Source organism: Hydrogenophilus hirschii, assembly GCF_054656675.1.
Genome location: NZ_BAAHXQ010000001.1, coordinates 864,346 through 877,664, shown reverse-complemented (window position 1 = coordinate 877,664; position 13,319 = coordinate 864,346). Strand labels below are relative to the sequence as shown.

The 13,319-nt window shown below is 60.6% G+C and carries 14 protein-coding genes; all 14 read left to right on the top strand.

Annotated features, from left to right (window positions below; all coding sequences use genetic code 11):
* Positions 1 to 2 precede the first annotated feature (2 nt).
* Complete coding sequence (gene hisA, locus ACYQ4Z_RS04335; protein WP_219970851.1) at positions 3 to 782, top strand: 1-(5-phosphoribosyl)-5-[(5-phosphoribosylamino)methylideneamino]imidazole-4-carboxamide isomerase; 780 nt, start codon at positions 3 to 5, stop codon at positions 780 to 782.
* Positions 779 to 1,540 (top strand): imidazole glycerol phosphate synthase subunit HisF, encoded by a 762-nt coding sequence (hisF, locus tag ACYQ4Z_RS04330; protein WP_217126393.1) that lies wholly within the window; start codon positions 779 to 781, stop codon positions 1,538 to 1,540. The genes hisA and hisF overlap by 4 nt, the downstream gene beginning before the upstream one ends.
* On the top strand, positions 1,534 to 1,995 hold the full coding sequence (gene hisI, locus ACYQ4Z_RS04325; protein ID WP_119335089.1) for a phosphoribosyl-AMP cyclohydrolase: 462 nt from the start codon (positions 1,534 to 1,536) through the stop codon (positions 1,993 to 1,995). The genes hisF and hisI overlap by 7 nt, the downstream gene beginning before the upstream one ends.
* On the top strand, positions 1,992 to 2,354 hold the full coding sequence (locus ACYQ4Z_RS04320; RefSeq protein ID WP_119335088.1) for a phosphoribosyl-ATP diphosphatase: 363 nt from the start codon (positions 1,992 to 1,994) through the stop codon (positions 2,352 to 2,354). Before hisI ends, ACYQ4Z_RS04320 begins: the two co-directional genes overlap by 4 nt.
* 24 nt (positions 2,355 to 2,378) lie before the next feature.
* On the top strand, positions 2,379 to 2,744 hold the full coding sequence (locus ACYQ4Z_RS04315; protein ID WP_217126390.1) for a histidine triad nucleotide-binding protein: 366 nt from the start codon (positions 2,379 to 2,381) through the stop codon (positions 2,742 to 2,744).
* 47 nt (positions 2,745 to 2,791) lie between these two features.
* Positions 2,792 to 3,103 carry a Sec-independent protein translocase subunit TatA gene (gene tatA / locus ACYQ4Z_RS04310; protein ID WP_119335086.1) on the top strand — a complete coding sequence of 104 codons (312 nt, stop codon included), beginning with the start codon at positions 2,792 to 2,794 and terminating at the stop codon, positions 3,101 to 3,103.
* A gap of 19 nt (positions 3,104 to 3,122) precedes the next feature.
* On the top strand, positions 3,123 to 3,743 hold the full coding sequence (gene tatB / locus ACYQ4Z_RS04305) for a Sec-independent protein translocase protein TatB (protein ID WP_459860153.1): 621 nt from the start codon (positions 3,123 to 3,125) through the stop codon (positions 3,741 to 3,743).
* Positions 3,740 to 4,570, top strand: a complete 831-nt coding sequence (tatC, locus tag ACYQ4Z_RS04300; RefSeq protein WP_119335084.1) for a twin-arginine translocase subunit TatC — start codon at positions 3,740 to 3,742, stop codon at positions 4,568 to 4,570. The genes tatB and tatC overlap by 4 nt, the downstream gene beginning before the upstream one ends.
* A 108-nt stretch (positions 4,571 to 4,678) precedes the next feature.
* Positions 4,679 to 4,978 (top strand): LexA family protein, encoded by a 300-nt coding sequence (locus ACYQ4Z_RS04295; RefSeq protein ID WP_119335083.1) that lies wholly within the window; start codon positions 4,679 to 4,681, stop codon positions 4,976 to 4,978.
* A gap of 42 nt (positions 4,979 to 5,020) precedes the next feature.
* Complete coding sequence (locus ACYQ4Z_RS04290; protein WP_219970847.1) at positions 5,021 to 6,304, top strand: Y-family DNA polymerase; 1,284 nt, start codon at positions 5,021 to 5,023, stop codon at positions 6,302 to 6,304.
* A 64-nt stretch (positions 6,305 to 6,368) separates the two neighbouring features.
* Positions 6,369 to 8,003, top strand: coding sequence for an AAA family ATPase (locus ACYQ4Z_RS04285; protein ID WP_459860149.1), 1,635 nt, complete (start codon positions 6,369 to 6,371; stop codon positions 8,001 to 8,003).
* 225 nt (positions 8,004 to 8,228) lie between these two features.
* A complete protein-coding gene (locus ACYQ4Z_RS04280; RefSeq protein ID WP_219973221.1) occupies positions 8,229 to 9,305 on the top strand; it encodes an HlyD family secretion protein in 1,077 nt (358 codons plus the stop codon).
* Complete coding sequence (gene rbbA, locus ACYQ4Z_RS04275; protein ID WP_459860147.1) at positions 9,295 to 12,150, top strand: ribosome-associated ATPase/putative transporter RbbA; 2,856 nt, start codon at positions 9,295 to 9,297, stop codon at positions 12,148 to 12,150. Before ACYQ4Z_RS04280 ends, rbbA begins: the two co-directional genes overlap by 11 nt.
* Before the next feature lie 3 nt (positions 12,151 to 12,153).
* The gene (locus tag ACYQ4Z_RS04270; protein ID WP_219973223.1) at positions 12,154 to 13,290 is read left to right on the top strand and encodes an ABC transporter permease; all 1,137 of its coding nucleotides are present in this window, start codon (positions 12,154 to 12,156) and stop codon (positions 13,288 to 13,290) included.
* The last annotated feature ends 29 nt before the right edge of the window (positions 13,291 to 13,319 follow it).

Sequence of the window (13,319 nt, the reverse complement as noted above, 5' to 3'; positions counted from 1 at the left end):
CCATGTTGTTGATTCCGGCGATCGACCTCAAAAATGGACAATGTGTGCGTCTGAAACAAGGGCGCATGAGTGACGCCACCGTCTATAGCGACGATCCTGCTGCGATGGCACGCCATTGGGTCGACCAAGGCGCGCGGCGCCTTCACTTGGTCGACCTCGACGGCGCGTTTGCAGGGCGCCCGAAAAACCTTGAGGCGATCGAAGCCATTCTCGAAGAGCTCGCCGACGACGAAGTCCCGGTTCAGTTGGGCGGCGGCATTCGCGATCTCGACACCATCGAACGCTATCTCGACATGGGGGTCGACTACGTCATCATTGGCACCGCTGCGGTCAAAAATCCTGGCTTGGTGCAAGACGCTTGCGTCGCGTTTCCCGGACACATCCTGGTTGGATTGGACGCGAAAGCCGGAAAAGTCGCCACCGACGGATGGTCGAAGGTCACAGGGCACGACGTCGTCGATCTGGCGCGCAAATTCGAAGATTATGGCGTCGAGGCGATCGTCTATACCGATATCGGTCGCGACGGGATGCTGACCGGCGTCAATGTGGACGCCACGATTCGACTGGCACAAGCGCTGGAAAAAACGTGGATCATCGCCTCTGGGGGCGTGGCGTCGCTCGCTGACGTCGAAGCCTTGTGCGCGGTTGCCGACGAAGGGATTCTAGGCGCGATCACCGGACGCGCGATCTACGAAGGGACGCTCGATTTCGCCGCCGCGCAAAAACGGGCCGATCTGCTGTGCGAGGCACGCAAGAACGGGAACGCGGAGCAGCCACGGTGACGCTTGCCAAACGCGTGATTCCTTGCCTGGACGTGCATGCTGGGCGTGTCGTCAAAGGGGTCAATTTCGTTGGGCTGCGTGACGCGGGCGACCCGGTTGCGATCGCGCAGCGCTACGACGCGGAAGGCGCCGACGAACTCACTTTCCTCGACATCACCGCATCGAGCGATGAGCGCGCGATCATGCTCGACATCGTCGCCCGGGTTGCCGAACGGGTCTTCATCCCCTTCACCGTAGGCGGCGGCGTGCGCAGCGTCGAAGACGTACGACGGTTGCTCCTTGCTGGCGCCGACAAGGTCAGCATCAATACCGCTGCGGTGCAAGATCCCACGCTCGTTGCCCGCGCTGCCGATCGCGTCGGTTCGCAAGCGATCGTCGTCGCGATCGACGCCAAAGCGGTCGCCCCTGGGCGCTGGAACGTATTTACCCACGGTGGTCGCCGCGACACGGGACTCGACGCGGTCGAATGGGCCGTGCGCGTTTGCGAACTCGGCGCAGGCGAAATTCTGCTGACCAGCATGGATCGTGACGGCACCAAACAGGGCTTCGACCTCGAACTCACGCGAACCGTTTCGGACGCAGTACCGGTTCCGGTGATCGCGTCGGGTGGCGTCGGCACGCTGCACCACCTGGTGGAAGGGGTAACCGAAGGGCACGCCGATGCGGTCCTTGCCGCGTCGATCTTCCATTTCGGCGAATACACGATTCAGCAAGCGAAAGCCGCGATGGCCGAAGCAGGGGTGACCGTACGATGGTAGCGGCAGAAGCAAACGACCGCCAAGGAACCGTTGGCACGAATCCCGCCGCAAAAGCCGACAGTGCGGCAATCGAAGCGGCACTTGCCGCGGTCCGATGGGGCGCAGATGGCCTGATCGCAGCGATCGCCCAGGACGCAGACGACGGCACGGTGCTCATGGTTGCCTGGATGAACCGCGAAGCGCTTGCCGAAACCCTGCATTCGGGGCGCGCGGTCTATTGGTCCCGTTCGCGGCAGCAACTGTGGCGCAAAGGGGAATCGTCGGGCCATGAACAGCAGGTCGTCTCGGTCCACCTCGATTGCGACGGCGACGCCGTGCTTTTGCGCGTGCGCCAACAAGGCGGCATCGCATGCCACACCGGGCGCAAAAGCTGTTTTTACCGCGAATGGTCACCACAACACGGATGGTGTGCGACACTACCGGTTTTGAAAGATCCCAAGGAGATCTACCGATGATCGATCACGAAGTGCTGCTGCGCGTTTCCCAGACCCTTGCGGAACGCAAAGCAGCGCCACCTACTCAATCGTACGTCTCCCAGCTCTACCAAAAGGGCACGGACGCGATTCTCAAAAAAGTCGCCGAAGAGGCTGCCGAAGTCATCATGGCGGCGAAAGATGGCGACCGCCTCCATCTGGTTTGGGAGGTGACCGATCTCTGGTTTCATACGATGGTGCTCCTTGCCCACATGGGGCTTTCGGTCGAGGACATTCTGGCCGAATTCCGCCGCCGGGAAGGGGTTTCCGGCATCGACGAAAAACGGGCACGCCTTGCCCAAGCCCAGGCGGCGGAAAGCGTGGTCCCATCCAAAGAATGAGCGCAACCAAGGAGGACTTCCGTGATGAGCGATACGCAGTTCGACGCCAATTGCATCTTCTGTAAGATCGTCAAAGGGGAAATTCCCGCGAAAAAGGTCTATGAAGACGACTACGCCGTCGTTTTTCACGACATCAACCCGCAAGCCGAAGTGCACCTCTTGGCGATTCCGAAACGCCACATCGTCTCGACCAAAGAACTCACCGACGCCGACACCGAAACGATCGGTCGCGTGATGGTGGCCGCCACCAAAGCGGCGCTCGCGTTGGGACTCGACGACGGTTGGCGTACGATCATCAATACGGGTCGCATCGGGCGGCAAGAGGTGATGCACCTGCACGTCCATATTTTGGGCGGCAGCAAGGTATTGCCAGCGATGGTCAAATGGTAACGCTTGTGGGATAATCCACGGAACACCCTTTTTTGCGGAGACACACAATGGGTTCCTTCAGCATTTGGCACTGGCTGGTCGTTCTGCTCATCGTCATCTTGGTGTTTGGCACCAAGAAGTTGCGCAATATCGGCCACGATTTGGGTAGCGCGATTCGCGGTTTCAAAGAGGGAATGAAGAGCGGCGAAGCCGAAGCCGAAGAAAAAGGTGGCACCGTCGTCGCGAAAACAGAGGCGCAACCCTCTGCAACTGCGTCTTCCGCGCACCCCTCAAGCACCGCGAACGCGGCAGGCAGTTCTGCTGCTGAGAAAGACGCAACGGTCATCGAAGGCCAGATTCGCGAAAAAAGCTCTTCCTGACGGAATGGGCTAACACCCGATGTTCGATATCGGCTTCTCCGAGCTCGTTCTCATTGCGCTGGTCGCGCTGATCGTGCTGGGACCAGAGCGTCTGCCCAAGGTGGCGCGCACCGTCGGCCACCTGTTGGGGCGGATGCAGCGCTATGCATCCAGCGTCAAAGCGGACATCGAACGCGAAATCCAACTCGAAGAACTCAAAAAACTGGAAACGCAAATCCAAGCACAAGCGCGCGCTTTCGAAAGCGAAATGCAACAACAGCTTGCGGAAGTGCAGTCGAGCGTGCAGGACGCCAAAAAAACGCTCGACGAAGCAGAGATGGCAGCGCTTGCCGGGGAACCGGACGTCTCCACTGTGAAGTCGGACGCTACGACCGCAAAAAGCGCACCGGCTTCCGCTCTTGCTGCTACCCAGATCACCGCAACCGGTTCCTTGCCGGAGCCGCCACCCGTAACGGCCGCAACCGAGGTGCCCATCCCCCCGGCAGAAGCCCTCAACCGAAACACAGCAGCACCCACGCCGAAAGCGTCAACATCGCCTCCCAACGACTCGTCTGCCGAAGTCGAGGCTTCGCCCACTTCCCTCGAACCCCCGTCTGTCGAATCCGCGACGACGTTACTCAATAACGGGTTGCGTCGATGAACGAGCAACAAGAAACTTTCATTTCGCATCTCGTCGAGTTGCGCGACCGGCTGCTGCGCGCTGCGCTCGCTGTGATCCTTACGGCTGTCGTGCTGTTGCCATGGGCGAATTTCTGGTACGACCTGTTGGCATTGCCGATGATCCAAACGCTGCCGCAGGGAACGACGATGATCGCAACCGGTGTTGTCACGCCGTTCTTCGTCCCCGTAAAAGTCACGCTCTTGTTGGCGTTCCTCGTTTCGTTGCCTTATGTGCTCTATCAGATCTGGGCGTTCGTCGCGCCAGGGCTCTACGCGCACGAAAAGCGGTTGATCCTACCGCTTATCGTAACCTCGTCGCTGCTCTTCCTTTTGGGCATGGCGTTTTGTTACTTCTTCGTCTTCAAAACGGTTTTTCGCTTCATCGCCGATTTCGCACCGCAAAGCGTCCAGCTCGCGCCGGACATCGAACAGTACCTGAGCTTTGTGATGACGATGTTCGTCGCGTTCGGCGTCGCGTTCGAAGTGCCGGTTGCCGTCGCACTTCTGGCGCGCATGGGCGTCGTCGAGCATGAGCAACTGGTTGCCGCACGACCCTACGTGATCGTCGGCGCGTTCGTGATCGCCGCGATCGTCACGCCACCCGACGTGATCTCGCAACTCATGCTCGCCGTGCCCATCATTTTGCTCTACGAACTGGGGCTCCTCTACGTGCGTTTCACCGCGAAACGCCAACAAGAAAGCGAAACGGAAGAGGGCCTCCCGGTTCCAACCTACCAAGCACCAACGGAGGCCGACTTGGATCGCGAACTCGATCAGCTGGAGAAAATTGACGGTAAGAAAACGTAATTTCCCTCCCTGTGCCGCTTCGCTGTAGCGACTGCCCACGCAGCAAGCGGCATAGAAACGGGCTGGTATGCACACAGTCCGCTTTTTTCGGCGTACAATACTGTAATTATGTACAGTACCGGTTTTCCATCGCCTGCGGAGCACGAGTGGGAAAAACCCCTCAGTCTCGATCGTTACCTGATCGCGCATCCGCTGGCAACCTTTTTCATGCGTGTCGGGGGAGATTCCCTGATCGCGCACGGAATCCACCCAGGCGACATCTTGATCGTCGATCGCGCCGTGACGCCCAAGGTCGGCGATTGGGTGATCGCAGTGGAAGCGGGGTCGTTCGCCGTACGCTGTGTCGAACGGGGACAACCCCTCATGGTCTGGGGCGTGGTGGTCGGCATCGCACGCAAGCTTCGCTAGCGGCGCAACTACAAGCGTAGTGTGAGGCACAGGGAGGCATTGATGACGCAACCAACCATCTGGGCGCTCGTCGATTGCAACAACTTCTACGTCTCCTGTGAACGCCTCTTCAACCCGAAACTCGAAGGGCGGCCAGTCGTGGTATTGTCGAACAACGACGGCTGCGTGGTCGCCCGCAGCAACGAAGCCAAAGCGCTCGGCGTTCACATGGGGCAGCCGTGGTTCGAATTGGAACCCAGCGCGGCGCAGCTGGGCATCGTAGCGCTGTCGTCGAATTACACCCTCTATGGCGACCTGTCGAATCGCGTGATGGCGCTTCTTGCGACGCTCGCGCCACGGCAAGAGGTCTATTCGATCGACGAATGCTTTCTCGACTTTTCCCTGTTCCCCCCCGAAACGCGGGCCGCGCACGGGAAACGGATCCGACGCGAAATCCGCCGTCAGCTTGGGCTACCGGTTTGCGTCGGCATCGGCCCAACGAAGACCCTTGCGAAACTCGCCAACGCCTGTGCGAAAAAGGGCTGGGCAGGCGAGGGCGGTGTTTGTGACCTGAGCACGTGGGGAAACGCCGCCCGCGATGCGCTTCTCAACACGATCCCGGTCGACGAAGTCTGGGGCGTTGGCAAGCGTCAGGCCCGGCAATTGGCTGCAGTGGGAATCACCACAGCCGGCGCGCTCGCCGCTGCGGACCCAACTTGGGTGCGGCGCCGCTTTTCCGTGGTCCTGGCGCGCACCGCCCAGGAACTACGCGGTGAACCGGCGCTCGAATGGGCAGAGGCCCCGATCGTCCAGAAGCAACTGGTCGTTTCCCGCTCGTTCGGTACGCGCGTGACCTCACTCGAAACGCTAGGATCCGCGCTGACCGCGTTCGCGACCGCAGCCAGTGAAAAGCTCCGCGCCCACGGCTGGTTGGCTCGGGAAGTGGGGTGTTTCCTCGAGACCAATCCGTTCGATCCCGGGCACTATTACCATCCGTTCTCGAGCGAACCGTTGCCGCTGCCGTGTAACGATGCGATCACGCTCGCCAAAACCGCCAACCGGCTTGCGGCGCGCCTTTTTCGCCCCGGTTACCGCTACAAAAAAGCAGGCGTGGTCCTGTTCGAACTCATCCCCAACGGAACGTGGCAACCCGACCTCTTCACCGCTGAACTCCTTCCGCGTTGGGCTGAGCGGCAACAAACGATGGCAGCGCTTGATGCGATCAACCGCCGCTTCGGCCGCAACACCGTGACCCTTGCCGCAGCGCACCAGCGTGGCTGGCAGATGCGGCAAACCCGACGCTCGCCCAATTACACCACCGATTGGCGTGCGTTGCCGGTGGTGTGATCACCACAAGCGTGCTTTACGGCATAATGAAGGAATCCATACGAAAACGCAACGCCATCACAAAATGGAAAAACAGTTCAACACCGCTGGCCCGTCGAAGCCGCACCTGCACTACATGATCGACCCCCTCAAGCGGATTGACCTCCCTGAGGTGGAGATGCTGATCGCGCAGGAGCGCTACTTTGTGCTGCACGCGCCGCGGCAAACCGGCAAGACCACCTGCCTTTTGGCGCTTACGGATCATCTCAACCGCACAGGACGCTATCGCGCGCTCTACGCCAACATCGAAACCGCGCAAGCGGCACGCAACGATGTGGCGCGCGGCATCACCGCGGTGGCAAGCGCCATCGCCCGCTCAGCGTCGATCGCTTTGGGCAACGCCACCCTCGACCAATGGCTGCTGCACGGAGAAGGGCAGGGCGTCGCACCCGAAGAACTGGTGACTCGTCTGCTCACTTACTGGAGTGTGCAAGAGCCAGAGCGGCCGGCCGTACTCTTGTTGGACGAAGTCGACGCCCTCGTTGGCGACACCCTGGTTTCGCTCCTCAGGCAACTGCGTGCCGGTTACACCCAGCGCCCACGGGCGTTTCCGCAATCGGTGATCCTGTGCGGCGTGCGCGACGTGCGCGACTACCGCATCCACACCCCCGGCCAAGAGGTGATCACCGGGGGTTCGGCGTTCAACATCAAAGCCGAATCGCTGCGTTTGGGAAACTTCACCTTCGACGAAACCAAAGCGCTGTGGTTGCAACACACCGAGGCCACCGGGCAACGGTTCGACGACGCGATCTGGGAGCCCCTCTGGCTCGACACCGAAGGGCAGCCGTGGCTCGTCAATGCGCTCGGGCACGAATGCACCTGGAAAGACAAAACGCTACGCGCCGACCGGACGGCGCCGGTGACGCTCGAACGCTACCAACTGGCACGCGAACGGCTCATCCAATCGCGCGCGACCCACCTCGACCAGCTCGCCGATAAACTCTCCGAGCCGCGGGTTCATCGGGTGATCGCGGCGATCCTCGAAAGCGAAGCCGACCCGGCGGCGCTCTCGGAAGAGATCGCCCCGGACGATCTGCAATACGTCTATGACCTGGGGCTGATTGCGGTGCGGCCGATGGTGCGCATCAGCAACCGCATCTACCGCGAAGTGATCCCGCGCGAACTCACCTGGACCAAACAGGTCTATATCACCCACGAAACGGCGTGGTACGTCGACCCAGCCACCCACCGCCTGCAGATCCCGAAACTCCTCACCGCGTTCCAAGAGTTTTTCCGCGAACACTCCGACGCGTGGCTGCAAGGCTTCTCCTATCGCGAAGCAGGCCCGCAACTCCTGTTGCAAGCCTTCTTGCAACGCATCGTCAATGGCGGCGGGCGCATCAACCGCGAATACGGGCTGGGACGCAAACGCACCGACCTCTTGATCGAATGGCCGCTCGATCCCGAGCAAGGGTTGTTGGGGCCGAAACAAAAAGGGGTGATCGAATGCAAACTCGTGCGCAACGGCAAAAACCCGGAGGCGGTCGTGACCGAAGGAATTGCCCAAGTAGCCGACTACGCCGACCGTTCGGGGGCCAAGGAAGCCTATCTGGTGGTATTCGACCGCCGCGACGCAATCCCGTGGGAAGCGCGCATCTGGCAGCGCGAGTACCCGTGGCCCGGAAAACCGGAGCAAACGATCGGCGTGTGGGGGATGTAGGGGCGCTCCGGTGATGCGGAGAGCCAACGATGTACCGAACCGCGTAATCGGGCCGTGCAATCCTTATACCCATGCCGGACTGCTCCGTGCTTTCCTACTGTTCTGATTTTACATAATACATATTATCACTTTACAAGCAAAACAATCCCCAGCGATCGAGCCGCTTTTCATCTGCCACCAACAGCGCTATAATGACCGCAAGTTCATAATCGAGTCCAGCACTTCATGTTCGGTCAACCCCTCTTGGCGCAACATCAAACCGGCCCGCGCATCCGGTTCCGTGCCGCGCTGGTCGCGGCGGTGTTCTGTGCTTCTTGGATCGGTTCTTCCGTAGCCGCCGATACCACTGAGACTCCGACCCCATGGCAACGGCTCAAAGCGCGACTGATCGAACGCGGCTGGCTGCGCGGTCAAACCGCTGAGCATGTACCCATAGGAAACGGCCGGCTCGAACTGCGCCAGTATGACCTGGCGAGCAAAATTCCCGGAAAAGTTATTTCGGTGACCGTACGCGAAGGCGACTGGGTCGAGAAAGATCAACTTCTGGTCACGCTCGATAGCAACGAACTGAAAGCGCAACGCGAAGCTCTGGAAGCGCAAGTGACCGTTGCCGAACGCGCCTACGCCGAAGCCCAAGCGGCACGCCGCAAAGCAGCAGCCGATTTGGAACTGGCGCGCGCAAGCTACCAACGTACACAAGAGTTACGGCAACAGAAATTCGCCTCGGCAGATCAGCTCGACCGTGCCCGTACCGCGTGGATCAACGCCCAAACCGCGCTCGACCTCGCAGAGAAACGGGTGGCACTTGCTGCCGCGCAGGTCGACGCGGCCAAAGCGCAGCTCAACGTCATCGACAGCAAGCTGGCCGACACCCAAGTGTTGAGCCCGATCGCGGGGCGGGTGCTCAAGCGCTACGTGCTCCCTGGTGAGGTGGTTCCCGCCGGTGCTACCCTGATTTCCCTCGTAGACCCGCTCGATCTCTACATCGACATCTTTTTGACCCCCGCCCAAATGCGCGATGTCGCGCTGGGGCAGCCCGCAGAGATCGCACCCGAAGGTTGGCCAGCCGATCGCGTCATCCCCGCGCGTGTCGTGTTCGTCTCTCCCGAAGCGCAATTCACCCCCAAATTTGTCGAAACCGCAGACGAACGCGCCAAACTGAGCTTCCGCGTGCGGGTAGCGGCCGACGCGCAGTGGCTTGCGCAGCATCGGGATGCCCTTTTCGGGGGGCTTCCGGCGGTCGCCCGCATTCTGGTCACCGAAGGAACGGCGAAACCGCGACACGACGACGATGCACGCTGAGGCAGCTACCGACCAACCTCTCATCGTTCTGCGCAACGTCACGCACCGCTATGGTGAGACGGTCGCGCTGTCCGTTCCCGAGCTGACGCTCCCTCCTGCACGCACCTATGGCGTGATCGGACCCGACGGGGTGGGCAAATCGACCCTGTTGGGACTTTTGGCAACGGCAAAGCGGCTGCAACACGGGACCATTCGCTTCGACGGTTGCAATCTGCACGTGCGTCACGATCGGCAGCGTCTTCAGGAACGCATCGCGTACATGCCTCAAGGGCTCGGCAAAAATCTCTACCCCACCCTCTCCGTCTGGGAAAACGTCACCCATTTTGCCGATCTCTTCGCGCTCACGGAGCCGTACCGCTCACAAACGATCGAACGCCTGCTCACCGCCACCGATCTCTGGCGCTTTCGCGATCGCCCCGCGGGAAAACTCTCCGGCGGAATGAAGCAGAAACTCTCGCTCTGTTGTGCGCTCATCAACGATCCCGATTGGCTGATCCTCGACGAACCCACCACCGGGGTCGACCCCCTTTCCCGCCGCCGTTTCTGGAACTTGATCGCGCAGTTTCAAGCGGAACGACCGCAACTGCGCGTGATCGTCGCCACCGCATACATGGAAGAAGCAGAACGGTTTGCCCATCTGCTGGCGCTCTATGGCGGTCGGATCATCGGTCAAGGGAGCGCAGAAGTGCTCAAACAGGCGACAAACACCGCAACGCTCGAAGCCGCGTTTGCCCGGTTGATGACCCATGCGCACGATGAGCGCACGCTGTCGCGCACCCCTTCGACCGAAACGGCATCCGTCACACCGCGTGAAGCGCACGAAGAGCCCCCAACCCCCGCAGACGAACGCCCCATCGTCATCGCCGCCGAAGGGCTCACCCAACGGTTCGGCGACTTCACCGCAGTCGATCACGTCTCATTCGCCATTCGCGAAGGCGAAATCTTTGGTTTTCTGGGTTCGAACGGCTGCGGCAAGACCACCACGATGAAGATGCTCACTGGGCTCTTGCCGCCCACCGAGGGGGAGTCTCGCCTTTTTGGCAAGCCGCTCGCACCCAATGATTTGGCCACGCGGCGCCTGGTCGGCTACATGACGCAACAATTTTCCCTCTATCAGGAATTGAGCGTCGAGGCCAACCTGTGGCTGCACGCGCGCATTTTCCAAATGCCGGAACATGAGGCGCACGAACGGATCGCAGCCCTCCTCAGTCAATTCGACCTGACCCGCTATCGGAATCACACGGCTGAGTCGCTCCCTTTGGGCGTCAAACAGCGCCTCTCGCTCGCCGTCGCGGTGCTCCACCGGCCCAAAGTCCTGATCCTCGACGAACCGACCTCGGGCGTCGACCCCGTTGCGCGGGACCAATTTTGGGCGTTGCTCTACACCCTTTCGCGCCGCGAACGGGTAACGATCTTTCTCTCCACCCACTTCATGAACGAAGCGATGCGATGCGATCGCATCTCCTTGATGCACGCCGGCAAGGTTTTGATTCAGGATAGGCCAGATCGGATCATCGCGCACTATCACGCGCATTCGTTGGAAACGGCGTTCGTTCGAGCGCTCGAAGCAGAAGAGACGCAACGGGGCGAAGCGGCTCCCCCTACAACTCGGGAAACAAACGAGAACCAATCCCGGGCGCAGTCGGCGGAACACGCCCCAAACCGGATCGAACCGCAGCGGCAATCGACCGATTCGGACTCTATGCGTCGTCACCAGCCACGTTTTTCCTACCGGCGACTGGCAAGCGTGGCCAAACGAGAATCACGGGAACTGATGCGGGACCCCATCCGGCTGCTCTTTGCCCTTTTGGGTGCGGTCGTCTTGATGTTCGTTTTGGCCAGCGGCATTTCCCTCGATGTCGATCGCCTACCCGTCGTGGTCTATGACGCCGATCAGAGTACAGAAAGCCACGATTACATCGCGCAACTCGACGCGACACGGGAATTCGAAGTGATCGGTGCCGTGCCCACTCTCGACGCGCTCCAAACCGCGCTTCAGAACGGTAGCGCCGCGGTGGGGTACGCATTTCCCCCAGGGTTCGGCGCAGACCTTCATCGCGGCAGGCGCGTCGAACTGGGTGTGTGGATCGACGGTTCGATGCCTTTTCGGGGCGAGACCGCACGAGGGTATGCCCTTGCGGTTCATCAGGCCATCCTCGCGCAATGGCAAAAACTGAGCCGCGGTGTCGATGCCACACTTCCGATTCAGCTAGCCGTACGCTATCGCTACAACCCCGAACTGCGTTCGGTGAATGCGATGGCGCCGGCAGTGATCCCCTTGCTGCTCATCTTCATTCCGGCGATCCTCACCGCGCTGGCCGTCGTCCGCGAAAAGGAATTGGGCAGTATCGTGAATCTCTACGTCACTCCACTGCGTCGCGCCGAGTTTCTTTTGGGCAAACAGCTGCCGTACATAGCTGTCTCGTTCGTCGCCTTTTTGCTGCTCCTGGTGCAGACCCGTTGGGGGTATGGGGTTCCCCTCAAAGGTGACCTCTTTTTCCTTGCGGTAGCGACGCTCCTGTACCTTCTGGCGACGACCAGCTTTGGCCTGCTGATCTCGACAGTGACGCGCACGCAGGTGGCCGCGCTCTTTGGCACCGCCATCTTGACGATGCTCCCCAGCATCGAGTTTTCCGGCCTAACCACGCCAGTTTCGGCAAGTGAAGGAATTGCGCGGTGGATCGGAGAAGGCTTTCCGGTCAGCCACTATTTGACGATCAGTCGTGGGGTGATCACCAAAGCGCTCGACGGCGAGACATTGGCCCACGAACTCATCTGGTTGGCGCTCTTTACGCTCGTCACCAGTGCTGTGGCGATCTGGCGCCTGCCCAAGCAGGAAGCGTAAACGATGCCGAACGACGAAACGGTTTCCCTCCTCCGACCGGTCCTTGCGCTGATCGCCAAAGAGCTGCAAAGTCTGGGGCGAGACCGCGTACTGCTCGTGCTCATCGTTTGGGCCTTCACCGGCGCAATCTACGCTGCCGCTACTGGCGTTTCCAAAGAGTTGCACAACGCGCCGATCGCAATCGTCGACCACGACCACTCTGCGCTCTCGGCGCGCATCGCTGCAGCGATACGCCCACCCCAGTTTCTTCCTCCGCGCTTTGTCACCTGGGACGAGGTCGATTCCCTCCTCGATCGCGGTGAGGTCAGTTTCGTGCTGGTTATCCCCCCCGACTTTCAAGCCGACCTCGTTGCGCGTCGTACCACCGAAATCGCCCTGTGGATCGACGCGACGGTGATGACCCAAGCATTTCTGGGGCAGACCTATCTCACGCAAATCGTCAGCGAGACGATTCGCCAGTGGGCCGAGGGACAGGCGCTGCTGCCGCCGCAACCGGTCGACTTGGTGGTGCGGGTTCGTTTCAACCCCAATCTGACCGGCCTGTGGTTCGGCGGTGTGATGGAGATCATCAACATGGTGACGATCCTCACCGTGGTCCTGGTGGGGGCGGCGCTGATCCGCGAACGGGAACACGGTACGATCGAACACCTCTTGGTGCTGCCGCTCCACCCGTGGCAGATCCTGGTGGCGAAGATCGTCGCAAACGGCATCGTGGTGCTGATCGGTGTTTCGATTTCGCTGTGGCTGGTCGTTCAGGGGGTGCTGGGGGTCCCCATCACCGCAGCGAGTGTGTTGCGCTTTCTCGTCGCCGCTGCGCTTTTCCAGTTTGCCGCCGCTTCTCTGGGGGTTTTGTTGGCAACCATTGCCCGTTCGATGCCGCAGTTCGGACTCTTAGTGATCTTGGTGGTGATTCCGTTACAACTGCTTTCCGGTGCGGTCACGCCGCGCGAAAGCATGCCGGAATTGGTGCAGCAGATCATGCTCGCCGCGCCCAACACCTACTTCGTCCGCTTGGCGCAAGGGTTGCTTTATCGGAACGTGCCGCTAAGCAGTGTTTGGCTGGACCTTGCGATGACACTGCTGCTGGGCGCGTTCTTTTTCACGATAGCACTCAAGCGATTCCGCGCGAGCTTGCGCTAAAGCGACGGGTTTATTCCGGATACGATGTT